At 61.7% G+C, this 20,373-nt stretch carries 20 protein-coding genes; 10 read left to right on the forward strand and 10 right to left on the reverse strand.

The annotated features are described in order from the left end of the window. Positions 1-37 precede the first annotated feature (37 nt). Positions 38-1,318 carry an aspartate aminotransferase family protein gene (locus ASD83_RS16380; RefSeq protein WP_056313327.1) on the reverse strand — a complete coding sequence of 427 codons (1,281 nt, stop codon included), beginning with the start codon at positions 1,316-1,318 and terminating at the stop codon, positions 38-40. A 174-nt stretch (positions 1,319-1,492) separates the two neighbouring features. On the opposite strand from ASD83_RS16380, the gene ASD83_RS16385 reads away from it, so the two are divergent. Both ASD83_RS16385 and ASD83_RS16390 read left to right on the forward strand, forming a co-directional pair. Next, positions 1,493-2,257 (forward strand): TetR family transcriptional regulator C-terminal domain-containing protein, encoded by a 765-nt coding sequence (locus ASD83_RS16385; RefSeq protein WP_082561283.1) that lies wholly within the window; start codon positions 1,493-1,495, stop codon positions 2,255-2,257. A gap of 222 nt (positions 2,258-2,479) precedes the next feature. Then, a complete protein-coding gene (locus ASD83_RS16390; protein WP_056312911.1) occupies positions 2,480-3,079 on the forward strand; it encodes a dihydrofolate reductase family protein in 600 nt (199 codons plus the stop codon). 144 nt (positions 3,080-3,223) lie between these two features. Here the strand turns inward: ASD83_RS16390 and ASD83_RS16395 are convergent, their stop codons facing one another. Continuing rightward, positions 3,224-3,628, reverse strand: coding sequence for a DUF4260 domain-containing protein (locus ASD83_RS16395; RefSeq protein WP_056313330.1), 405 nt, complete (start codon positions 3,626-3,628; stop codon positions 3,224-3,226). A gap of 168 nt (positions 3,629-3,796) precedes the next feature. Between ASD83_RS16395 and ASD83_RS16400 the strand changes: the two genes are divergently transcribed. Then, the gene (locus ASD83_RS16400) at positions 3,797-4,699 is read left to right on the forward strand and encodes a S1C family serine protease (RefSeq protein WP_056312912.1); all 903 of its coding nucleotides are present in this window, start codon (positions 3,797-3,799) and stop codon (positions 4,697-4,699) included. A gap of 9 nt (positions 4,700-4,708) precedes the next feature. Here the strand turns inward: ASD83_RS16400 and ASD83_RS16405 are convergent, their stop codons facing one another. The 5 genes from ASD83_RS16405 to hemP are packed head-to-tail and all read right to left on the reverse strand — an operon-like array spanning position 4,709 to position 8,760. Beyond that, the gene (locus ASD83_RS16405) at positions 4,709-5,521 is read right to left on the reverse strand and encodes a heme ABC transporter ATP-binding protein (protein ID WP_056312915.1); all 813 of its coding nucleotides are present in this window, start codon (positions 5,519-5,521) and stop codon (positions 4,709-4,711) included. Positions 5,522-5,526: 5 nt separating this feature from the next. Next, positions 5,527-6,630: a FecCD family ABC transporter permease gene (locus tag ASD83_RS16410; protein WP_200946525.1), complete on the reverse strand. Its 1,104-nt coding sequence runs from the start codon at positions 6,628-6,630 to the stop codon at positions 5,527-5,529. 22 nt (positions 6,631-6,652) lie between these two features. Further along, positions 6,653-7,528 carry a heme/hemin ABC transporter substrate-binding protein gene (locus ASD83_RS16415; RefSeq protein WP_056312919.1) on the reverse strand — a complete coding sequence of 292 codons (876 nt, stop codon included), beginning with the start codon at positions 7,526-7,528 and terminating at the stop codon, positions 6,653-6,655. Between the two features lie 10 nt (positions 7,529-7,538). After that, positions 7,539-8,594 (reverse strand): hemin-degrading factor, encoded by a 1,056-nt coding sequence (locus tag ASD83_RS16420; RefSeq protein WP_056312921.1) that lies wholly within the window; start codon positions 8,592-8,594, stop codon positions 7,539-7,541. A 10-nt stretch (positions 8,595-8,604) separates the two neighbouring features. Continuing rightward, positions 8,605-8,760 carry a hemin uptake protein HemP gene (gene hemP / locus ASD83_RS20790; RefSeq protein WP_082561284.1) on the reverse strand — a complete coding sequence of 52 codons (156 nt, stop codon included), beginning with the start codon at positions 8,758-8,760 and terminating at the stop codon, positions 8,605-8,607. Positions 8,761-8,955: 195 nt separating this feature from the next. Between hemP and ASD83_RS16425 the strand changes: the two genes are divergently transcribed. The 6 genes from ASD83_RS16425 to ASD83_RS16450 all read left to right on the forward strand — a co-directional run bounded on the left by ASD83_RS16425 (position 8,956) and on the right by ASD83_RS16450 (position 16,653). Beyond that, positions 8,956-11,085, forward strand: a complete 2,130-nt coding sequence (locus ASD83_RS16425) for a TonB-dependent receptor domain-containing protein (protein ID WP_056312924.1) — start codon at positions 8,956-8,958, stop codon at positions 11,083-11,085. A gap of 180 nt (positions 11,086-11,265) precedes the next feature. Then, positions 11,266-12,237: a galactofuranose ABC transporter, galactofuranose-binding protein YtfQ gene (ytfQ, locus tag ASD83_RS16430; protein WP_056312926.1), complete on the forward strand. Its 972-nt coding sequence runs from the start codon at positions 11,266-11,268 to the stop codon at positions 12,235-12,237. Positions 12,238-12,423: 186 nt separating this feature from the next. Then, positions 12,424-13,941: a sugar ABC transporter ATP-binding protein gene (locus ASD83_RS16435; RefSeq protein WP_056312928.1), complete on the forward strand. Its 1,518-nt coding sequence runs from the start codon at positions 12,424-12,426 to the stop codon at positions 13,939-13,941. Beyond that, the gene (locus ASD83_RS16440; RefSeq protein WP_056312930.1) at positions 13,938-14,942 is read left to right on the forward strand and encodes an ABC transporter permease; all 1,005 of its coding nucleotides are present in this window, start codon (positions 13,938-13,940) and stop codon (positions 14,940-14,942) included. The genes ASD83_RS16435 and ASD83_RS16440 overlap by 4 nt, the downstream gene beginning before the upstream one ends. After that, positions 14,939-15,913 (forward strand): galactofuranose ABC transporter, permease protein YjfF, encoded by a 975-nt coding sequence (gene yjfF, locus ASD83_RS16445; RefSeq protein ID WP_056312932.1) that lies wholly within the window; start codon positions 14,939-14,941, stop codon positions 15,911-15,913. Before ASD83_RS16440 ends, yjfF begins: the two co-directional genes overlap by 4 nt. A gap of 5 nt (positions 15,914-15,918) precedes the next feature. Continuing rightward, complete coding sequence (locus ASD83_RS16450; protein ID WP_056312933.1) at positions 15,919-16,653, forward strand: FadR/GntR family transcriptional regulator; 735 nt, start codon at positions 15,919-15,921, stop codon at positions 16,651-16,653. A gap of 117 nt (positions 16,654-16,770) precedes the next feature. On the opposite strand, the gene ASD83_RS16455 is transcribed toward ASD83_RS16450, so the two are convergent. From ASD83_RS16455 to ASD83_RS16465, 3 genes are all read right to left on the reverse strand, one after another. Continuing rightward, entirely contained in the window at positions 16,771-17,709 is a 939-nt protein-coding gene (locus ASD83_RS16455) for a Gfo/Idh/MocA family protein (RefSeq protein WP_056313334.1), read from the reverse strand. Positions 17,710-17,794: 85 nt separating this feature from the next. After that, positions 17,795-18,154, reverse strand: a complete 360-nt coding sequence (locus tag ASD83_RS16460) for a VOC family protein (protein WP_056312935.1) — start codon at positions 18,152-18,154, stop codon at positions 17,795-17,797. 147 nt (positions 18,155-18,301) lie between these two features. Beyond that, positions 18,302-19,561: a glycerate kinase gene (locus ASD83_RS16465; RefSeq protein WP_056312937.1), complete on the reverse strand. Its 1,260-nt coding sequence runs from the start codon at positions 19,559-19,561 to the stop codon at positions 18,302-18,304. Positions 19,562-19,681: 120 nt separating this feature from the next. Here ASD83_RS16465 and ASD83_RS16470 point away from each other — a divergent pair, with 120 nt between their 5' ends. Then, entirely contained in the window at positions 19,682-20,371 is a 690-nt protein-coding gene (locus ASD83_RS16470; RefSeq protein ID WP_056312939.1) for a DUF1045 domain-containing protein, read from the forward strand. Positions 20,372-20,373 lie beyond the last annotated feature (2 nt).

Here is a 20,373-nt window from a genome sequence, read left to right on the forward strand (position 1 = left end):
TATTCTATATCTGAGTATGTAGAATATCCGTTCTATTTCACTCAAGCGTTTTGAGGATACCTGCCAGCGTCGAGACGATCTGATCGATCTGGATTTCCGAAACGATCAGCGGTGGGCTGAGCGCGATAATGTCGCCGGTGGTGCGAATGAGCACGCCCTGTTCGAACGCCTTCAAAAATGCCGAGAAAGCTCGCTTGGTCGGCTGCCCGGCAATCGGCTCCAGCTCGATCGCGCCAACGAGCCCGATATTTCTGATATCGATGACATGCGGCAGGCCCTTCAAACTATGGAGCGCCGCTTCAAACTTCGGCGCCAGTTCGGCGCCGCGCGTAAGCAGCCCCTCTTCCTTATAGGTTTCAAGCGTCGCGAGGCCCGCCGCCGAAGCGATCGGATTGCCCGAATAGGTATAGCCGTGGAAAAATTCGATGACGTGTTCCGGCCCGTTCATGAACGCGTCGTGGATCTCGGCCGAGACGATCACCGCGCCCATGGGAATGACGCCATTGGTCAGACCCTTGGCGGTGACCATGATATCGGGCACGACATCGAAATAGTCCGCACCGAACGGTGTCCCGAGACGCCCATAGCCGGTGATGACCTCATCAAAAATCAGCAGAATGCCGTGCTTCTTGGTGATTTCGCGCAGCCGCTTCAGATAGCCCGGCGGTGGGATCAGCACGCCGGTCGAACCCGCCACCGGCTCGACGATGACAGCGGCAATCGTGGACGCATCATGGAGCGTAACGATGCGCTCCAGCTCGTCCGCCAGTTCGGTGCCATATTCCGGCACGCCCTTGGAAAACGCGTTCTTTGCCAGGTTATGCGTATGCGGCATGTGGTCGACGCCGGCCAGCAGCGTCCCGAACATTTTCCGGTTGGTGACGATACCACCCACCGAAATGCCGCCGAAATTGACGCCGTGATAGGCGCGCTCTCGCCCGATGAGGCGGGTGCGCGAACCCTCGCCCCTAATCTTGTGATAGGCCAAAGCCAGTTTCAGTGCCGTCTCGACCGATTCCGAACCGGAATTGGTGAACAGCACATGGTCGAGCCCTTTGGGGGCAATATCGACGATGCGGTTGGCCAGCTCGAACGCCTTGGGGTGCCCCATCTGAAAGGCCGGCGCATAGTCCAATTCCGCTGCCTGCTTGGCGATCGCCTCGACGATTTTCGGCCGCGCATGTCCGGCATTGCAGCACCAGAGGCCCGCGGTCCCGTCCAGCACCTGCCTGCCGTCCGATGTCGTATAGTGCATATCCTTGGCCGCCACGAACATGCGCGGCGTCTTCTTGAACTGCCGGTTCGCCGTAAACGGCATCCAGAACGCATTGAGATCGTTCGGCACGACATTGGAGGTGGACACGGCTAAAACGCTCCCGTTTTCTTACCCGGTCGCTTCCGGCCCGATTGCGCTTGACACGCACCCGCGGAACCAAGATTTTTGACCAGTTGGAAAAATGTTAGCACTCCTGTTCATTCCCGCAAGGCGAAAATGGCGCCCAGAAAGCTGAATTCACGAGCGTCGCCAAAGGCGATCGCGCCAGCGTCATCGAAGGTGATCGCGGCAGAGCCTTCTCCGTCCCCCGCCAAGCGCCAGCACAAGGCGGATGCGAAGGCTGCCGTACCGGCAAAGGCCCGCCCCCTGACGCGCATCCAGCGCGAAAAGCAGGACATCATTCTCGAAGCGGCACTCGAAGTCTTCTCCGCCCACGGTTTCCGCGGTTCGACCATCGACCAGATCGCCGAGGTCGCGGGCATGAGCAAGCCGAACCTGCTCTACTATTTTCCCAAGAAAGAAGAGATTCACCGTCGTCTCATGTCCGAGCTGCTGGTCACCTGGCTGGCCCCGCTTCAAGAAATGCGCGCCGACGGCGACCCCTTCGTCGAAATCCGCTCCTATATCCGCCGCAAGCTCGAAATGGCGCGGGATTTTCCCCGCCAGAGCCGGCTCTTTGCCAATGAAATGCTGCGCGGCGCGCCCCACATCATCGACATGATCGAGGTAGACCTGAAAGCGCTGGTCGATGAAAAGGCCCAGGTTCTCCTTACCTGGATGGACGAGGGCAAGCTCGCCCGCACCGATCCCTATCACCTGATTTTTTCCATCTGGGCGACCACCCAGCACTATGCCGATTTCGACGTGCAGGTCCGCGCCGTCCTCGGCAAGGCGCGCGGCGGCGAAGGCCGGTTTGAAGACGCGGCGCGCTATCTCGAACATCTGTTCCTGCACGGCCTGACGCCAAAACCGCGGGCGTAGGGCTGCCCCCACACGCACGCGGTCACCCCCTCCCATCCTCCCCCATCGAGGGGGAGGTGTTGCACCGAGTGTGTGGCACTGCCTTGCCAAGTCCACCGTCCCTTCACCTCCCCCTTGATGGGGGAGGATGGGAGGGGGTGTCGGGAGCCCGGTACCCCATTGACAAACTAGCCTCGACGTCAAATACTAAACTAACAACTTAACAATCATGAGGCCCAAAAGATGCCCCAGACCGTATCTGCCCATATGATGCTGACGCTGGACGGTTTCGGCACCGGCCTCAACCAATCGCGCGAAAAACCCTTCGGCACCATAGACCCGCAGCAGCTTGCCCGCTGGATGTTCCAGGATCGGGAGAACAACAAGGCCGAGGTCGCCGCCATAACCGATTACGGCGCCTATATCATGGGCCGCAACATGTTCGCAGCGCCCGGCGATACGGTCTGGGAGCCGGAATGGACCGGCTGGTGGGGCGACAATCCGCCCTATCACGCCCCCGTCTTCGTCCTCACCCATTACCAGCACGAGCCCCTGCACATGGAGGGCGGCAATAGCTTCCACTTCGTCACCGAAGGCTACGACGTCGCTCTGCAGCGGGCGAGCGAGGCTGCCGGCGAACGCAACGTCGCCATCGCCGGCGGTGTGAGCACCCTCCGGCACTATCTCAATGCCGGTGTCGTCGACACCCTGCACTTGAAGATTGTCCCGCTCATCGCCGGACAGGGCGAAAGTCTCTGGGATGGCATGACTGCCACGCTCGAACCCATCGCTGCCCGCGCCACGCGCTACGTGACGCACATGGATTATCGCGTGGCGAAGTGAAAAAAGCCCCCCCCTAACCCGCCGGCTTTGCCGTCGACCTCTCCCAGAGGGAGAGGTGGGAGTGTGCCAAAGTCGCGGAGCGGCACCTCTCCCTTTGGGGGAGAGGTCGGCCCGCAGGGCCGGGCGAGGGGGCCTTGGCCTCCCCTACTTCCGCCGCGCCTTCCCGATCAGCCCCAGATGCGTCTGCTCAAAACCGCCATTAAGTTTGAGCCCATAGCCCAGCATGCGATCAAACCCGATATGCGCCACCCATATCGCCGCCAGTCCAAACGCCAATGGACCCACAAAAAGTCCCAGCAAAGCCAGTAGCGCCGGCGCCACATAGGTGTGCGCGAGATTGTATGTCATCGCCCCGACCCGGGCCGAGCGCAGATAACCCAGCATAAAAAGGTCGGGCGCCAGGAACAGCAGACCGAACACCAGCCAGGATTGCCCCAGCCAGGCATAGGCGGCGACGCCAAATCCAAGCGCCACCAGTCCTTCCAGGCGCTGCAGCGCAATAGCATTGAGGCTGAATGCAGGGCTCTTCGTCGAAGCAATACCGTTCATGGCAAAATTCCTTTCCGTGTTGAGCAAAACCTAAGCTTCATCACAGGCGAATAGAATTCGCCAAAATCCGGCGATAATCATTCATTTATGAATGGCTGAACACCCTCGTCTTGCTTCTGCCGCGATGCGCCATATCTAATGGGGGAAAGCACAAACAGGGGATGCACCATGCCCATCAATGCGCGCCATTCCATCGTTGCCCTGAGGGCTCAGGTTCCCGACACGGCGTTCACCGCTGCGACCCTCGGCACTGTCCGAGAAGGCAGCGGCGCCGTGATCAATGACGAAGGCCTCGTCGTCACCATCGGCTATCTCATCACCGAGGCCGAAGAAGTCTGGCTCACGACCCACGACGAGCGCGTCGTGCCGGCCCATGTCGTCGCCTATGATCAGGAAACCGGTTTTGGTCTCGTTCAGGCCATGGGCGACCTCGATCTGCCCGCTTTGCGCCTCGGTAGCTCGACCGGGGCAAAAGTGCGCGATGTCGGCCGCATCATTGACGGCGAAGGGGAAGAGGTCGTCAACGAAATCGTCGCCAAGCAGGAATTCGCCGGCTATTGGGAATATATGCTCGAAGAGGCGCTCTTCACCTCGCCCTTTCATCCGTCCTGGGGCGGCGCGGCGCTTCTTGATGACAATGACAATCTGATCGGCGTGGGCTCGCTGCGCCTCCAAATGCTGCAATCGGGCGACACCACCGATATCAACATGGTCGTCCCCATCGATCTCCTTAAACCCATTCTCGACGATCTGATCACCCGGGGCCAGGCACAGCGCGAAGCCCGCCCCTGGCTCGGCGTCTTCTCGGCCGAGCGCAACAACGGCGTCGTGGTGATGAATGTGTCCGATGGCGGCCCGGCCGAACAAGCCGGCCTTAGGAGTGGCGACGTCATTTCCGAACTCGATGGCGAAGAGGTGGAGGGCCTCGGCGATTTCTACCGAAAGCTCTGGGCCAAATCCCCCGCCGGTTCCGAATTCGCCCTGCGCATTGTCCGCTCCGGCCGCGAATCCTGGCTGCGGGTGAAGACCGCCGATCGCAACGATTTTCTAAGTAAGCCCCAACTGCAATAGGGCAGCAAATCAGGCGACGTGCATCGCGCCTGACAAATGCACAGACTGCGGCAGCACGAAGGGCGTGCCGGGCCTCGGCGCGGCCCCGACCTTCAGCGGCACATCGAACACCGCTTCGAGCACCCGGTCGGTCAGCACCGTCTCCGGCCGCCCGCTCGCCACCACCTTGCCCTCGCGCAGCGCCGTTATCCCATCGGCATAAAGCGCCGTCAGATTGAGATCATGCAACACGGCAATGACGCCGCCACCGCTGCGGGCAAAGCGCTTGGCCACATCCATGATCATCAACTGATGTTTTATATCCAGGCTCGAAACCGGCTCGTCGAGGAAGAGATAGCGCGGCACGCCATCAATGACAGGCTCCCACACCTGGCACAGCACCCGCGCCAATTGCACCCGCTGCTGCTCGCCGCCCGATAGCTCCCCATAAAAGCGCGCGCCAAACCCGGCGAGATCGACCCGCGCCAGCGCCTCTTCCGGCAGATGCTGCAAGGCGCGCGGATGTACCCCCGGCCGTCCCGCCGTCAGCCCCATGGCAACCACTTCACGCACCGTGAAAGGGAAGGGCAGATTGCTCGATTGCGGCAGCACGGCGCGGAGACCGGCAATCTCCACCGGGCTCATCTTCGCAATATCGCGCCCGTCGAGAAAAATCGTGCCCGAATAGTCATAGTCCCGGCACAGCGCCTTGAGCAGCGTCGATTTACCCGAGCCATTGGGCCCGATAATAGCCGTCAATTTTCCGGCCGGCGCTTCCATGGAAACGCCGTGAAGGATTTTCTGGCCACCCACCGAGACGTCCACGCTGTCCAAGGCAATCATTGATCTCACCAGGCAAAAGCGCTGCGGCGATGCAGCAGGATCCAGAGGAAGAATGGGCCGCCAAAGGCCGCCGTGACGATGCCGATCGGCAATTCGGCCGGCGCCACGATAGTGCGGCTCAGCGCGTCACAAAACAGCAGGAAGGTTGCGCCCAGCAGCGCGCTGGCCGGCAGCAGATAGCGGTGGTCCGGCCCGATCACGAGACGCAGCAGATGCGGCACGACGATACCGACAAAACCAATGCCGCCGCTGACCGCCACCGAGGCGCCAGTTGCCGCCGCTACGGCGACGATGGTGACGCGCTTGAACCGCTGCACCGGCACGCCGAGATGGGACGCGGTGGCCTCCCCCAGCGTCATGGCATTGAGCCCCTTGCCCAGAAACCCGGCCACAACGAGCGCCACGAAAATGATCGGCCCCGCCGACAGGACCTTGATCCAGGTGGCCCCGGCCAGCGACCCCATGCCCCAGAATGTCAGGTCGCGCAACTGGTTGTCGCTCGCGAGATAGGTGAGGACGCCGCTGAAAGCACCAGCCAGCGCAGCGATGGCGATCCCCGCCAGCAGCATGGTGGCAATCGCTGTCTGCCCGCTCCGCGTCGCCACGCGATAAAGAACAAAGGTCGTCACCAGCCCGCCGCCAAACGCCGCCGCGGGCAGCGACCAGATGCCGAGCGCGGTGGTGAACGGCGCCAGCGCCGTCCCCCCGAGCACGATAATGACGACGGCGCCGAGCGCCGCCCCGCTCGACACCCCGACAAGACCGGGATCGGCCAGCGGATTGCGAAACAGCCCCTGCATCAGCAGCCCCGAAACCGCCAGCCCCGCGCCGATAAGAACCCCGAGGATCATTCGCGGCATGCGGATATTGACGATCACGGCATAGTCCCTGAGCGCCGCCGTGTCGTCCGTACCAAAACCCAGCCAATGCAAGATCAGATTGATCGCCGAGGCGCCCGAGGCGCCGGTCGTCATGGACAGCACCATGGCCAGCAGCAGCGCAAAACCGAGGCCAATGACGGTGATGCGTCCAATATGGCTGCGATCCCCGGCGGGCCGAGCAGCGGCCTCGCCGGCGGGGCGGGTTAGGGCTCTGGCAGGAAGAGACATGGTGCTGGCCATAGGACGTCCGTTACTGCGCGCCGTAGACGAGGTCGGCCAGTTCATTGGCCGCCGCCGCCGTGCGCGGGCCAAAGCCGAGCAGATACGCGCCATCGAGGCGATAGATCGCCTTGTTCTGGCCGGCTGGGGTCAGCGCGATGGCCTGGTTGGCCAGCAGCTCGGCTTCATTGGCGCTGTGGTCACCACCACGATCCATCAGCAGGATCACGTCAGGCGCAGCCGCCGTAATGGCTTCCTCGGAAAGCGGGCGATAGCCCTCATATTCGGTGACGGCATTATCAGCGCCAGCCAGCGTGATAATGCCATTGGCCGCCGTGCCCACGCCCGAAGCCTGGATCTGGCCACCCTGATTGGAAAGGATAAACAGCACCGTCTTCGGCTCGGCAATGGCATCGGTCCGCGTCTTGAGCGCCGCGAATTCGCCTTCGAGCTTGCTCGCCAATTCTTCGGCCTTATCTTCAAGACCCAGCGACTGCCCCACGGCACGCACTTTTGTGAGCACGCCTTCTGCCGAATAGCCTTCCGGCACGGTCTGGTATTCGACCCCGGCATGCGAAAGCACTTCGAGTGCTTCCGGCGGGCCGCTGCCTTCGATGACGAGAAGGCCGCTCGGATTGACCGAGAGCACGCCCTCGGGCGCAAGAGCCCGCATATAACCCACGTCCGGCAGCGCCAGCGCCGCCTCGGGATAAAGCGCCGTTTGGTCGCGGGCGACCAGCGAATCTTCGGCGCCGAGTTCATAGAAAATCTCGGTCAGCGAACCGCCGATCGAAACAAGACGCGCGGTGTCGGCGAACTTGTGGAGGTCTTCGGCCGAAACCGGCGCCGCCGCAAACGCCGCCGCCATGAGGGCTGCAGCAAGGGAAGTCATTGTGCGCATATGCATGTGAAAAATCTCAAGCGGCGTTGGAGGTTGCGAAAAGCGGCAGCTGTTCGACGACGGCGCGCCATTCCGCGCGCTCGCCTTCGCCTTCATGGCGCTTGCCGAAGAACTGGATGATCAGCTCGCGATTTTCGTCATAGAGCTCGACCGAGGTGACGTGCCCGTCCTTGGTCGGCTTGCGCACCGCCCAGGCCGCCACCACGTGGTCGAGCCGCAGATGCAGGTGAAAAGTCTCGTCCATCACATTGAGCCAGGGACCCATGGGGCTGACATTGCTGATCGGGCCGGCATGGATCTGGATGCAGCCGTCATTGCCCACAAAGGCCATGATCGGCAGGTCAGTGCCGGCGACGCCACGGAACATGCTTTCGACGGCGGCATGGTCGAGCTGCCAGGCAAAGTCCGCGCCCACGGTTTCAAGCGCGTTGAGGCGTTCAAAGTTCAGCTTCTTGAGCAGCCCGAAAAACTGGTGCGTATCGGTCATCGCCGCCCAGGCATCGCGCAGCGCGTCAACGCCGGCCGCTTCGCCCTCGATAACGGCCGGCGCGTAGGGCGTCACCGCGATGACATTGGCCTGCTCGTCGTGGCGCAGCGTTTCCACCAGCGCATTCCATGCAGCAATATCGGTCGCCGGGCGCCCATGCACCTTGTGCACGGCATTGCCGGCGCGATCGAAAAACTGCAGCGAGCGCTTGGTCGAACCGTCTTCCGCCGTCTTTTCAACGGCAAAGCCATGTACCCAGCGGCTGGGGAAAATCCGGAGGTCGATCTGTTCGCCGAGCACGATCGAGGCATGGGGGTTGAACGAGACCTTTTCATAGGGCCCGATCTTTTCGTGCACGGCGCTTTCATTGCGCGTCAGCGCCATGACTTCGCCGACGCTCGTCAATCCCGTGAGCACGGCCTCGACATCGGCGCGGATGCGAATGGCGGAAAGGCCGACTTCGGCGGCCACGAGCTGCCCCTCGGCAATGCCGTGGATACGGGCAAAATCGCGTTCGCGCATCTGCGGGTGGAGCGCGCGGAGGTTGCGGATATCTTCGGCGGTTTTGGCGGCGGTTTCGGTCACGGGAAAGGGCCTATTTTGTGAGGATCAACTTGTCCTGCCGCGTAACCCGCAATCGATAGATCATGCCTTTGTGCTCGATCTGAATCTCGTTCCCACCACCCAGGATCTCGTCACTCGTGACGATTTTCGTCTGGTTTTCTGTGGCAGGGAGGTCATTCGCGGGCATAATTTATCCAATGAAGTCAGGTCGTTAAGACGTCCCCAAGAGACGTCGCGGCAGGAGAATTAAACTTGACTTCTTTAGCCATAATAAATTATCTGCGCAATAGGTGATTGAAAGAGTCAGCATTCTTTCAGCCGGTCCGCCAGCCCTCTGCCAGCCAGCCGATCACAAGAAGACCTTTAAAAACTGGAGACAGACATGGGGCTGGTCAGGTCACGCGCGGCCGCGCTTTTGGGCGGCGTCGCGCTGACAATCGTTGCGCAACAGGGGGCTGTCGCGCAAAATGTCAACGCAACCAATATCACTCTTCTCGAGCGCCTCGTCATCGGCGCCGGCGCGCCGAAAGTGGCGATCAACACGCCCCAGGCCGTGACGGTGCTCAATCAGGAAGATCTGGACGCCAAGCAGGCGACGACGATCAAAGATGTCTTTACCAGCGTTCCCGGCGTCACCATGCTCGGCTCGGACCAGGTGCTCGGTCAGGCCTTCAATATCCGCGGCATCGGCATCACCGAGAATACCGCCGATGCGGCCCGTATCGTGGTCAATGTCGATGGCGTGCCCAAGTTCAACGAGCAATACCGCATGGGCTCGTTCTTCTCCGATACCGAACTGTATAAGCAGGTCGAAGTTCTGCGCGGCCCTGCGTCCTCGACGCTTTATGGCGCGGGCGCCATTGGCGGCGTCATCAACTTCGTCACCAAGGATGCTTCGGACTTCATCAAGGATGGCAATACCGGCGCGGTTCGCCTCAAGACCTCCTATGATTCCAACGGCAATGGCACGCTGGCTTCGGGTATCTGGGCCCACACCGTCAACGACACTTTTGACATTCTAGCCGCCGGCAACTGGCGCCGCGCCAACGAATTCACCTATGCCAACGGTTCGGTCGCTCCGGGCACCGATTTCACTTCGCTTTCGGGCCTCATCAAGGGCACGGCGCGCTTTGGTGACAATGATGAGCAGGTGCTGCGCGCCTCCTATCAGCGCTGGAGCTCGGACGATCCAGATCAGCCCTATGTGCAGACCCAGATCAATGCCGGCCTCAATGACAACGCCGCCTTTGGCCTGATCAATCGCAAGGTCACCGACGACACCTTCGTCCTCGCCTATGAGAACCCGGACAGCGCCAATCCATGGGTCGACCTCAACGTCCAGTTCTCCTATTCGAACACGTCGAACGACCAGTCTGGCTCGACCTCCACGCTGCCGCGCAACGCGCCGAGCATGTGGATCCTCGACGACACCAACTACATTTACCGCACCTATCAGCTCAAGGCTGACAATACCGTCGAGTGGACGGGCGACAATTTCGAGAACTTCTTCACCTTCGGCTTCCAGGCCAGCCACCAGGACCGCTTGGCTGAACGGACCTCTGTTGCTCGCCCCCGTCTTCTGTCCCATCCGGAAGGCGTCGAGAGCAAGCTTGGCCTCTTTGCTCAGAACGAATTCATCTGGGATGATCGCCTGACGATCATCAGCGGCGTCCGTGCCGACTTCAGCCACATCTCGCCCGATGCCGCCATCACTGGCGCGCGCGATGTGTCCAATCAAGCCTACTCGCCCAAGCTCGCTGCCCTTTATGAGATCAACGACAATTTTGGCGTGTTCGGCTCCATCGCCCGCACCGAACGCCTTCCCACGATCGACGAACTCTATAGCGTCTCGACGGCTGCCGGCGCTGGCATGAGCATGAACCTGCGCAAGGAATCGGCGATCAATTACGAGGCCGGTTTCACCGTCTCGGGCTATGATCTGCTCGCTTCGGGCGATCAGGCTTCGGTCAAGACCACCGGCTTCTACAACGACCTCTATGACTTCATCGCCAGCAGCACCAGCGCCAGCAGCACGGGCTATCCGACGGCCTTCCAGTACGCCAATATCGACCGCGCCCGCATCTATGGCGTCGAAGTCGAAGCGGCCTACAATTCGGATATGTTCTTCGCCAACGCGGCCTATACGGCCACCTGGGGCTACGACAACAATACGGGCAATCCGCTCCGTACGATCCCCGCGCACCGTGTTGTTCTCTCCGCCGGCATGCGCGTTCCCGAATACAATGTCGAATTCGGCGCTCGCGCCAAGTTCGTCGCCAACTCCGAAAACAGCATTGCCGCTGCCAATGGTCGGGCCATCGTGCCCGGCAAGGGCTACCAGACCTACGATCTCTTCGCCTCCTGGAAGCCCGACTATGGCGTATTCGAGGGGACCCAGTTCCAGGCCTCCGTCGAAAACATTTTCAACGCCGACTATCGCGACAACCTCTCGAACTCGGACTCCAAGGGCCGTACTTTCAAGCTGACCCTCTCAAAGCAGTTCGACTACTAAGTCACGCGCAAACAAGAGCTTTTCGTCCCATGCTGGAGAGCTCAAGACCGAAACGGCGATCCCTCGGGGTCGCCGTTTTCGTTTCCGCTTCGAACCCTCTTTACATATAATAGTACTTTATATAGCGTCCCCTCATCGCCCGAAGCGAATACGCCGGGTGGTCATTTGGGAGGATCCATCGTGAGCATCATTACCAAGCTTGCCCTCGCGGCAAGCCTCGCTACCGCCTTGTCCGGCGCTGCCTTGGCGCAGGACCTGACCGGCAAGGTCATCGGCTTTTCGCAGATCGGTTCGGAATCGGGCTGGCGCGCCGCCGAAACGTCCGTGACCAAGCAGCAGGCTGAAGAACGCGGCATCGATCTGAAATTTGCCGATGCCCAGCAGAAGCAGGAAAACCAGATCAAGGCGCTTCGCGGCTTCATCGCCCAGGGCGTTGACGCCATCCTCGTTGCCCCCGTGGTTGCCACCGGCTGGGACGACGTTTTGAAGGAAGCCAAGGAAGCCGAAATCCCCGTCATCCTGCTCGACCGCGGCGTCGACGCGCCGGAAGACCTCTACCTGACTTCGGTTGCTTCCGATCAGGTCAAGGAAGGCCGCGTTGCCGGCGATTGGCTGGTCCAGACCGTTGGCGACAAGGATTGCAATGTCGTCGAACTCCAGGGCACCGTGGGTTCGAGCCCGGCGATCAACCGCAAGCAGGGTTTTGAAGAAGCCATTGCCGGCCACGCCAATGTCAAGATCGCCCAGAGCCAGACCGGCGACTTCACCCGCTCCAAGGGCAAGGAAGTCATGGAGGCTTTCCTGAAATCCTCCAATGGCGGCGCCGATATCTGCGCGGTCTATGCCCATAATGACGACATGGCCGTCGGCGCCATCCAGGCCATCAAGGACGCTGGCTTGAAGCCCGGCACCGACATCCTCGTCGTCTCCATCGACGCCGTGCCCGATATCTTCACCGCCATCGCGGCCGGTGAAGCCAACGCTACGGTCGAACTGACCCCGAACATGGCTGGCCCCGCCTTCGACGTTCTCGCCGCCTACCTCGCCGACGGCACGGAACCGGAAAAGTTCATCATCACCGAGTCCAAGCTCTACACCGCTGCTGACGACCCGGCCGGCGAATACGACCGCCGCAAGGGCCTTGGCTACTAAGAACCTCCGCTAGGAACGGGCGGCGGCACACTCCGCTGCCGCCCATCCACCCACGACGTCATTCCCGCGAAAGCGGGAATCCCCCTTTTCGAAACGGAGATCCCCGCTTTCGCGGGGATGACACGGCGATCGGAACGGGCGACACTGAATGGACTAGACCGCCCCAAAGGCGGCAGGGGAGGGGCAATGACGGACACCGGCTACGCGCTCGAAGCGCGCGGAATCGTCAAGATTTTCGGCAACCATGTCGCGCTCGACAAAGTCGACTTCGGCCTAAAACCCGGCGAGGTCCATGCCCTCCTTGGCGAAAACGGCGCCGGCAAATCGACGCTGATAAAAATCCTGACCGGCGCCTACCAGCCGACCCTTGGCGAAGTGCTTGTCGATGGCGTCCCCGCGACCCTCAACAATCCCCAGCACGCCCAGACCTATGGCATCGGCACGGTCTACCAGGAAGTCAATCTCCTGCCCAATCGCTCCGTCGCCGAAAACCTCTATCTCGGCCACCAGCCCACCCGCTTCGGCTTCGTCGATCGCCGCAAGATGGAGCGCGATTCCAAGATAGTCCTCGCCCGCTATGGCCTCAATATCGACCCCTCGAGCGAACTCGGCGCTCATTCTGTCGCCGTCCAGCAAATCGTCGCCATCGCCCGCGCCGTCGAACTCTCGGGCAAGGTTTTGATCCTGGATGAACCCACCGCCAGCCTTGATCGCAACGAGGTTGAACGTCTCTTCGAGATCATCGTCGACCTCAAGAAATCCGGCCTCGCCGTCGTCTTCATCACCCATTTCCTCGATCAGGTCTTTGCCATCGCCGATCGCGTAACGATCCTCCGCAATGGAAAACTGATCGACACAAAATCCCTCGATACCCTGACCCGCACCGATGTCGTCCGCCTCATGCTCGGCAAGGACATCGCCTTTTCCGGCGCCACCAAACTCGAAGAAAACCGCCCCCTTGGCGAAGTCCTCCTCGATTTCAAAAACTATGGCCGCAAGCGCAGCGTTCACCCCTTCAACCTGACCATCCACAAGGGCGAAGTCGTCGGGGTCGCCGGCCTTCTCGGCTCCGGCCGTACCGAAATGGCCCGCATCATGTTCGGCGCCGACGCAGCCGATGAAGGCACCGTCTCCGTCTCCGGCACGCAAACTTCCATCTCCCGCCCCACCGACGCCATCGCCCACGGCTTTGGCTTCTGCCCCGAAGACCGAAAAGCCGAAGGCATTTTCGGCGATCTCTCGGTACGCGAAAACATCGTCATCGCGCTGCAGGGAAAACTCGGCTGGTTCAGCGCCCTCAACCGCGACGAACAGATGGAAATCGCCGGCCGCTTCGGCGAAGCCATGGATATCCGCGCCGCCTCGCTCGATATGCCGGTCAAACTGCTTTCGGGCGGCAATCAGCAAAAGGTCATCCTGTCGCGCTGGCTCGCCACCGATCCGGCCTTCCTCATTCTCGACGAGCCGACCCGCGGCATCGATGTCGGCGCCCATGCCGAAATCGTCCGCACCATCAATCGCCTGCGCGATGAAGGTCTGGCGCTGGTCGTCATTTCCTCCGAACTCGACGAAGTCGTCGCCTATTCCTCCCGCATCGTCGTCATGCGCGATCGCGAACTCGTCGCCGAGCTTAATGGCGAAAACATCAATCCCGGGGTCATCGTGCAGGCCATCGCCAATCACAGGGACGGAGCGCCAGCATGATCCGCCGCTCGCTCCTCAAACTCGCCAATCCCCAACTCCTCGCCCTGATCGGCGTGCTGCTGATCAATTGGCTCCTGTTCCCCAATTTCTTCCGCGTTACCTGGCAGGATGGCCGCTTTTTCGGCTCGCTGATTGACGTCATCAATCGCGGCGCCCCGGTCGCCATTCTGGCCGTCGGCATGGTCGGCGTCATCGCCACCAAGGGCGTCGATCTCTCCGTCGGCGCCGTCATGGCCGTCGCGGGCGCCGTGGCTGCCACGATGGTCGTTGCTGGCTATCCCGCCCCCATCGCCGTCGTCGCCGCGCTCGCCGTCGGCCTCCTCTGCGGCCTTTGGAACGGCATCCTGGTCGCCGTTCTCGATATCCAGCCGATCATTGCCACCCTTGTGCTGATGGTCGCCGGTCGCGGCATCGCCCAGCTCATCACTGAAGGTTTCATCGTCACCTTCAACGATCCCCTGCTCATCTATATCGGCACCGGCTCCTTCTTCGGCTTCCCCATGGCCGCCGTCATTGCCCTCGTGCTGATGGTGGTGGTCACTCTCATCGTCCGGCGCACCGCCATCGGCCTCTTCATCGAAGCCGTCGGCGTCAACCGCGCCGCAGCGAGCCTTGCCGGCATCCGCAGCCGCATGCTGCTGCTGCTGGTCTATTCGCTCTCGGGCTTCTGTGCTGCCATTGCCGGTATCATTGTTGCCGGTGACATTCGCGGCGCCGATGCCAACAATGCCGGCCTCTGGCTCGAACTCGACGCCATCCTCGCCGTCGTCATCGGCGGCACCTCGCTCCTCGGCGGCCGCTTCTCTGTGCCCCTCGCCGTCATCGGTGCCCTCATTATCCAGGCGATGAACACCGGCATTCTCGTCTCCGGCTTCCCGCCCGAATTCAACCTCATCGTCAAGGCCGGACTGATCTTCATCGTCCTCGTCATCCAGTCTCCCCTAGCGAGCCGCCTCGCGCCGCCCCGTTTGCAGCCAGCCGCCAAGGTACCAGCGAAATGAACCGCTCCCTTCGCCCCCTACTCGCCACGGCGCTGATTTTTGCGATAGCCTATGCCCTGGCGGTCATGCAGTTCCCCTCGATGTTCTCGACACGGGTCCTCGGCAATTTCCTCACCGATAATGCCTTTTTGGGCATCGCCGCCGTCGGCATGACTTTTGTGATCTTGTCGGGCGGCATCGATCTTTCGGTTGGCGCCGTCATCGGCTTTACCGGCGTGCTTGTCGCCGTGCTCATCGCCTGGGCCGGCATGCACCCGCTTTTGGCCTTCGCCATTGCCATTCTCGTTGCCGGCGCATTCGGCGCCACCATGGGCCTTGCCATTCACTATCTGCAGGTGCCCGCCTTCATTGTCACCCTCGCCGGCATGTTCCTCGCCCGCGGCGGCGCCTCGGTCATCACCCGCGATTCCGTGCCCATCAATCACGAATTCTACGCCTGGATTTCCGACCTCACCATTCGCCTCCCCGGTGGCGGCAGGCTCAGTTTCATCGGCCTCACCATGGTCGCCATCTTCATCATCGGGGCGCTCATCGCCCACCGCACGAAATTCGGCTCCTATGTCTATGCCCTCGGCGGTAATCCGGTTTCCGCCTCCCTGATGGGTGTGCCGGTCGCCCGCACGACGGTCGCCATTTATGCGCTGTCGTCCGTTCTCGCCGCCATTTCGGGAATCGTCTTTTCCCTTTATACCTCTGCCGGCTATCCGCTGGCCGCGGTCGGCGTCGAGCTCGACGCCATCAGTGCCGTGGTCATCGGCGGCACCCTTCTCACAGGGGGCCATGGCTTCGTCCTCGGCACCTTCATCGGCGTGATGCTCTTGGGTCTCGTCCAGACCTACATCATCTTCGATGGCACGCTTTCCAGCTGGTGGACGAAAATCGTCATTGGCATTCTATTGTTCCTGTTCATCGTGCTGCAGCGCCTGATATTCGTGGCGTCCGCACCCGGAGAGAAAGCCGCCAAGGCCTAGAAATCATGATCGAAGCTGGCAGCCTCATCCGGTCCCTTTCGGGGCGGCATGCTGCGCGCAATTTCCATACTTTCGTGATCAACGAAATCGGCCGGGCCATCGTCAGCGGTGAGTTCCCGGTCGGCTCCGTATTGGCCAGCGATGCCGTCATGATGGAAACCTATGGCGTCTCCCGCACGGTTTTGCGCGAGGCGGTCAAAACCCTCGAAGCCAAGGGCCTCGTCGAGGCGCGTCCCAAAGTCGGCACCCGCGTGTCGCCCAAAAGCCGCTGGAATTTCTTCGATAGCCAGGTCCTCGCCTGGCATTTCCACGCCCCGCATGATCGGCGCTTTTACGAAAACCTCTTCGAAGTCCGCGCCGCCCTCGAACTCCCCGCCGTCACCGCCGCCGCTCGCCACCGCACCGCCGAACATGTCCGCCTGATGAAATACTGGCTGCACCAGGCCGCGACGGCCGGCGACAGCCTCGAACAATTCGGCCTCGCGTGTCTGGAAGTCCACAGCCTCATCGCCGAAAGCTCGCAAAACACCCTGCTTCGCGGCGTCGTCAGCGTCGTCGAACTGCTGCTTGCGGTGGCGCTCACCCGCCGCAGCGACACGGTGATGGCCTATTGCGAAGCAACAGCCGCCGAGTTGGAAAAGGTCATTTTGGCGATTGAAGCCGGCAATGTCGAAGACGCTCGCGAACATCTGACTGCGTGTCTGGAGCTGGATCACCAGCGGATTTTGGACGGCGTTTAGCCCAAGCCCAAGCCCCAAGCTTCAGCCCAAGCCACCGACTCCCCAGTAGCCCTCATGGTGAGGTGCGAAGCGCAGCGTAGCCTCGAACCACGAGGGCGTGCCCCGGTGTTGGAGCGCCTACCACTCAAACTCCGGCCCATTGACCCGGGCGCCCAGCAAAAACACATCCGCCATCAACCGCAGCGGCGCCGCATCGACATCGGTTTCGTGGCCGTCGAGCAGGTCCGCAAACCGGTCATACATGGCCGAATATTCAAGGTCGCCATGCTCGAGCACGGTCTCGCCATTGACCACGAGCTTCCGCCCGCCATTCTCAAGCTTGATCTCGTTACCCCGCCCCGTCTCAAACCGGATGGTCCAGATTTCCCCTGATTCTTCGAGCCAGTTGAACCCACACGACAATTTCGGCTGATGCGCCTGGCTCGATTTGAAGACGATATCGGCATCGACCGGCGTCTGCCGATTGGCTGGAAAAGTCAGCTTCGAGCTTGCAACGAAAACCGGAAACGGCATGACTTTGGTAAAAATCGAAAACGCATTGATACCGGGATCGCAAACGCCGAACCCACCGGGCTCCCAGACCCAATCCTGCCCCGGATGCCACTTGCGCACGCTTTCCCGCCAATCGATGCGCGCCGAAACCACGCCCTCGTCCGCCAGCAAAACCTTGGCCCGATCGACCGCCGCATTAAACTGGCTATGCCAGGTCTGATACAGCACCCGGTCGAGGCGCTTGGCGTGCGCGATCAGGTCATCCAGTTCCGAAATCGTCGTCGTTGGCGGCTTTTCCATCATCACGTCCTTGCCCGCGTCGAGCGCCTCGCGAACGTAGGTGTGGCGAATGCCCGGCGGCGTGCAGATGGAAACGAGGCCAATTTCGGGCATGGCCGCATAAAGTTCGCCCGGCGTCTTGAACACCGGCACCGAGCCATGGCCCACGCCGCGGGTAGAAACGGTCGCGGCCAGTTCAAAATCGTCCGAAGCGTCGATCACCGGCAGGTGCTGGTCCACGGCAATCTTGCCCACCCCGATCACCGCAATTTTGCGCTTGGCCATATGCATCTCCCGAGCCGAATTTGCCCGGTGTTAGAGCAAACCTCTCCCCCGCCTGCCAAGGCCTTTTCACAACAAAAGTATGATTTTATTCCGACTGTGGCGCCGGAGGCTCCCACAACTCGATCTGGTTGCCCTCAGGATCGTGAATCCGGGCAAATCGCCCTGTCTCCGGCGTATCCCATTCCTCCGGCCGCGTCTCGACCGCAATCTCCGCCGCCCGCAATTGCGCCATCATCCCATCGAGATCATCGACCCGAAAATTGATCATCCATTGCTTGTCGGCCGGAAAATAATCGGTGGTCTCCTTGAACGGGGCAAACACCGTCATACCCGCCTCCTGATTCCACATCTGGGAAATGCCGAGATGTGTTTCATACCAGGCCGCGAGCACCGATGTGTCGCGCGAACGAAAAAACATCCCGCCAATGCCAAGCGCCTTTGCCATGTGGTCCTCCCGTGATCACCCCCTCCCATTCTCCCCCATCAAGGGGGAGGTGCGGATCGAGTGTGTGGCACCATCTGATCATAATCGCTGTCTCTTCACCTCCCCCTTGATGGGGGAGGCCGGGAGGGGGTGTCGGCAAGCACCGACCTACCGGATCAAAATCGCCCTAAAATCATTCACATTCGTCCCCGTGGGCCCCGTAACCAACAAATCCCCAATCGCCTCGAACGCCCCATAGGCGTCATTGTTCGCCTGTGCCGCCAGCGGGTCCACCCCCGCCTCGCGCATCCGCCGCGCCGAAGTCCCATCGACAAACGCCCCGGCATTATCTTCGGACCCGTCGATCCCGTCCGTATCCCCCGCCAGCGCCGTCACCCCCTCGACGCCATCGAGCGCAATCGCCAGCGCCAGCAAAAACTCCCCATTCCGCCCCCCACGCCCCTTGCCGCGCAGGGTGACAGTCGTCTCGCCGCCCGAGAGCAAAACCACCGGCTTTTCAAACGGCTGGTTGCGCTGAGAAATCTCCTTGGCAATGGCCGCATGCACCAGCGCCACATCCCGCGCCTCGCCTTCGATGGAATCCGACAGTACCGCCGCCGCAATCCCCCGCTTGCGCGCTTCCTCAGCCGCCGCCGTCAGCGACAAAGCTGCCGAGGCAATCGTCACCACCGAATTGCCGACAAAGCGCGGATCATCCGCAAGCGGCGCCGGATTGTCCTCACTCGCCAGTAGCCGCGACGCTGCCTCCGGCAGGTCCAGCCGATACAGCGCAGCAAATTTGCGCGCATCCGCCCGCGTGCCGGCCAGCGAAATCGTCGGCCCCGAGGCCACCAGCGCCGGATCGTCCCCCGGCACATCCGAAACCACCAGCGTCGCCACCCGCGCCGGTGCTGCCAGTGCCGCGAGCCGCCCACCCTTGATGGTCGAAAACTGATTGCGGATCAGGTTCATCACTCCGATCGGCGCCCCCGAGGCCAGCAGCGCGCGGTTGATCGCCTGCTCATCCTCGAGCGTCATCCCCTCGGCCGGCGCCGGCAGCAAGGCCGAACCGCCCCCCGAAATCAGCGCCACCACCAGATCGTCTGCCGTGAGCCCGCTGACAATTTCCTTCAGCCGCCTCGCCGCCGCAAAACCTGCCGCGTCCGGCACCGGATGCGCCGCCTCGACGATTTCGATCCGCTCGCATTTTTCTCCATATCCGTAGCGGGTCACGACGAGCCCGGAAATTTCCCCCGGCCAGGCCTTTTCAAAAGCCCGCGCCATCTGCGCCGAAGCCTTGCCCGCCCCGATGACCACGGTCCGGCCCTTGGGTGGTTGCGGCAGGTGCCGGGAAACCGCCAATGCCGGCTGCGCGCGGTCCACGGCAAGCTCAAACAGGGTTTGCAGCAGCGCGCGATCCATAGTCATCCTCCAGGCCCGGATTTTTCTTGCCGCCTTTGTGGCGAGCGGGGGGCGCCTTGTCCAGCCTTGCCGTCATGTCAAAAGGCAGACACATAGAAGCGCTAGCGGCACGCTTCTGGAGTTTTCATGACCGAACGATTCGCCATCTACTACGCGCCCTCCGCCAATAGCCCGCTTTGGGACCGCGCCGCCGCCTGGCTTGGCCGCGATCCCCTGACCAATGAGCTTTTCGATGGCACCGTGGCCGGCATCGAGCGCAATCGCCTGCTCAATCTCACCCAGTCGGCCAATCGCTACGCCTTCCACGCCACCATCAAGCCGCCCATGGCGCTGGCCGACGGCACGAGCATCGAAGAGCTGCGCGCCGCCCTCGGCAATTTCGCCCGCGGCCAGCAGCCCTTCTCCCTCGGCCATCTGCGCGTCGCCTCGCTCGATGGTTTTCTGGCCCTTATCCCCGCCGCGCCCAACGAAGCCCTGCAGGATTTTGCGGCCTATGTTGTCGAAGAATTCGAACCCTTCCGTGCCCCGCTCAGCATCAAGGATCGCGCTGCCCGCGCCGCGCGTGGCCTCTCTCCCCGCCAGGAGGAATTGCTCGATTCCTACGGCTATCCCTATGTGTTCGACGAATTCCGCTTCCATATGACCTTGACCGATCGCCTCCCGGAAGCCGAGCGCGCTGGAATCACCACGGCTCTCGAAGCCTGGTTCGCGCCCGAAATCGCCGAACCCCTCCTTTTCGATCGTCTGGTCCTCTTCCACGAACCCGCCAGCGGCCAGCCCTTCCGCCGCCTCGAAGACTATAAGTTGGGAGCATAAAG

The sequence above is a fragment of the Devosia sp. Root685 genome, assembly GCF_001427875.1.
Classification (GTDB): Bacteria; Pseudomonadota; Alphaproteobacteria; order Rhizobiales; family Devosiaceae; genus Devosia.

What these genes read in the sequence shown, in the direction of transcription:
- hemP (WP_082561284.1), bottom strand. Translation starts at nt 8,760, where the DNA reads ATGCCCGCGAATGACCTCCCTGCCACAGAAAACCAGACGAAAATCGTC.
- ASD83_RS16395 (WP_056313330.1), bottom strand. Translation starts at nt 3,628, where the DNA reads ATGAACGGTATTGCTTCGACGAAGAGCCCTGCATTCAGCCTCAATGCT.
- ASD83_RS16410 (WP_200946525.1), bottom strand. Translation starts at nt 6,630, where the DNA reads ATGTCTCTTCCTGCCAGAGCCCTAACCCGCCCCGCCGGCGAGGCCGCT.
- ASD83_RS16470 (WP_056312939.1), top strand. Translation starts at nt 19,682, where the DNA reads ATGACCGAACGATTCGCCATCTACTACGCGCCCTCCGCCAATAGCCCG.
- ASD83_RS16465 (WP_056312937.1), bottom strand. Translation starts at nt 19,561, where the DNA reads ATGACTATGGATCGCGCGCTGCTGCAAACCCTGTTTGAGCTTGCCGTG.
- ASD83_RS16450 (WP_056312933.1), top strand. Translation starts at nt 15,919, where the DNA reads ATGATCGAAGCTGGCAGCCTCATCCGGTCCCTTTCGGGGCGGCATGCT.
- ASD83_RS16435 (WP_056312928.1), top strand. Translation starts at nt 12,424, where the DNA reads ATGACGGACACCGGCTACGCGCTCGAAGCGCGCGGAATCGTCAAGATT.
- ASD83_RS16460 (WP_056312935.1), bottom strand. Translation starts at nt 18,154, where the DNA reads ATGGCAAAGGCGCTTGGCATTGGCGGGATGTTTTTTCGTTCGCGCGAC.
- ASD83_RS16385 (WP_082561283.1), top strand. Translation starts at nt 1,493, where the DNA reads ATGGCGCCCAGAAAGCTGAATTCACGAGCGTCGCCAAAGGCGATCGCG.
- ASD83_RS16390 (WP_056312911.1), top strand. Translation starts at nt 2,480, where the DNA reads ATGCCCCAGACCGTATCTGCCCATATGATGCTGACGCTGGACGGTTTC.
- ASD83_RS16440 (WP_056312930.1), top strand. Translation starts at nt 13,938, where the DNA reads ATGATCCGCCGCTCGCTCCTCAAACTCGCCAATCCCCAACTCCTCGCC.
- ASD83_RS16415 (WP_056312919.1), bottom strand. Translation starts at nt 7,528, where the DNA reads ATGCATATGCGCACAATGACTTCCCTTGCTGCAGCCCTCATGGCGGCG.
- ASD83_RS16425 (WP_056312924.1), top strand. Translation starts at nt 8,956, where the DNA reads ATGGGGCTGGTCAGGTCACGCGCGGCCGCGCTTTTGGGCGGCGTCGCG.
- ASD83_RS16455 (WP_056313334.1), bottom strand. Translation starts at nt 17,709, where the DNA reads ATGGCCAAGCGCAAAATTGCGGTGATCGGGGTGGGCAAGATTGCCGTG.
- ASD83_RS16380 (WP_056313327.1), bottom strand. Translation starts at nt 1,318, where the DNA reads ATGCCGTTTACGGCGAACCGGCAGTTCAAGAAGACGCCGCGCATGTTC.
- ASD83_RS16400 (WP_056312912.1), top strand. Translation starts at nt 3,797, where the DNA reads ATGCCCATCAATGCGCGCCATTCCATCGTTGCCCTGAGGGCTCAGGTT.
- yjfF (WP_056312932.1), top strand. Translation starts at nt 14,939, where the DNA reads ATGAACCGCTCCCTTCGCCCCCTACTCGCCACGGCGCTGATTTTTGCG.
- ASD83_RS16405 (WP_056312915.1), bottom strand. Translation starts at nt 5,521, where the DNA reads ATGATTGCCTTGGACAGCGTGGACGTCTCGGTGGGTGGCCAGAAAATC.